Origin of the sequence: Streptomyces sp. NPDC056948 (assembly GCF_042674225.1) — a bacterium.
GTDB lineage: Bacteria > Actinomycetota > Actinomycetes > Streptomycetales > Streptomycetaceae > Streptomyces > Streptomyces purpurascens.
In genome coordinates, this window is record NZ_JBHUQX010000822.1 from 1 (window position 1) to 1180 (window position 1180).

General features: G+C 69.9%; 2 protein-coding genes. One reads left to right on the forward strand and one right to left on the reverse strand.

Annotation, left to right across the window (positions count from 1 at the left end; translation table 11 throughout):
- Window positions 1-2 precede the first annotated feature (2 nt).
- Entirely contained in the window at window positions 3-374 is a 372-nt protein-coding gene (locus ACFTZL_RS45020; RefSeq protein ID WP_382596469.1) for a PRC-barrel domain containing protein, read from the reverse strand.
- A gap of 342 nt (window positions 375-716) precedes the next feature.
- On the opposite strand from ACFTZL_RS45020, the gene ACFTZL_RS45025 reads away from it, so the two are divergent.
- Window positions 717-1118, forward strand: a complete 402-nt coding sequence (locus tag ACFTZL_RS45025; RefSeq protein WP_382596472.1) for an STAS domain-containing protein — start codon at window positions 717-719, stop codon at window positions 1116-1118.
- Window positions 1119-1180 lie beyond the last annotated feature (62 nt).

Genomic DNA, 1180 nt, shown 5'->3' on the forward strand with positions numbered 1-1180 from the left:
GCTCAGACCGAGGCCGTCTCGCGTGGCGGCAGCCGGTCGTAGTAGTCGCCCACGGCCGTCAGGTACTCCCGGTCCCTGGTCTCGCTGTCCGTCTGGAAGCGGGGGGCCGCCTTCGCGTCTCCCCTGGTGCAGGCCAGTGTGATCTTCCGGGCCTGCGTGTCGACGCCGATGACGACTCCGGCCGGCACCAGCACGCTGCGCCCGAACACCCAGACTCCGGTGTCGACGACCAGGTGCCGCATGCCGTGCGGGGCGGCCTCGCGGTCCACGTGCCCGATCGTGCCGTCGGTCGCGGCGACGGTGAACCCGGTCAGGTCCTGCCCCTCGACGTGACTGCTGTCCGGCGCGTACGACCAGATTCTGTCGATGGCCACGCTGCTCCATCCTCCCTCGCGGTGTGCGGATCGCGGATCCCCGGCGGACGGTCCCGCCCACCCGGCTCCACAGCAGCAATTACCCTCCTGCCGCAAGCGCATTCGGCGCACACCCCTGCCACCGTACGAAGCGGAGCGGCAGGTCTCGGAGAGGTTCGGGGCCTGGGGAATGGAGGGCGGATTCCGGGGTAATCGCGGGGGCGCGGTGAAAACGGAGCCCGGTGACGAAGGGAGGCACATGAAACACGGCATTCGAGCCCGCCCCACGACCGGCATCGCCCCGTACCGCGGTCACCCCTGAGAGGTGACCAGCCCAGGCCGTAGCACTTGTTGGAGGTATCCGTGCCCCTCGCCCAGAACCCGCTGTCCGTGGAAGTCGAGCTGCCCCGGGAGGACGTGGCCCTGATCACGGTCGACGGCTACCTGGACGTCGACACAGCGACCGAGTTCCAGGCCCATCTGGCCAACCAACTCCACCACGGCCGACGGCACTTCCTGCTCGACCTGTCGTCCGTCCCCTTCATGGACTCGTCGGGGATGAACATCATCCTGCGCGTGTACCAGGAGACCCGTAAGACCGCCGGCAGTGTGCACGTCATCAGCCCGACGTCCGCCGTACGACGCATCCTCGACCTGACGGGCGTCAGCATCACGGTGCCGATATCGGAGAGCGTGGACGAGGCCCTGGCCCGTGCCGACGAAGTGCCGGACACCCCCGAGGAGCCGGGGGAAGCGGGCGTCTGACGACCAAGTGCCCCTCGGGCGGGCCGCCGGCCGGGCCGGCGGCCCGTTGCCCTCGCTCGGCC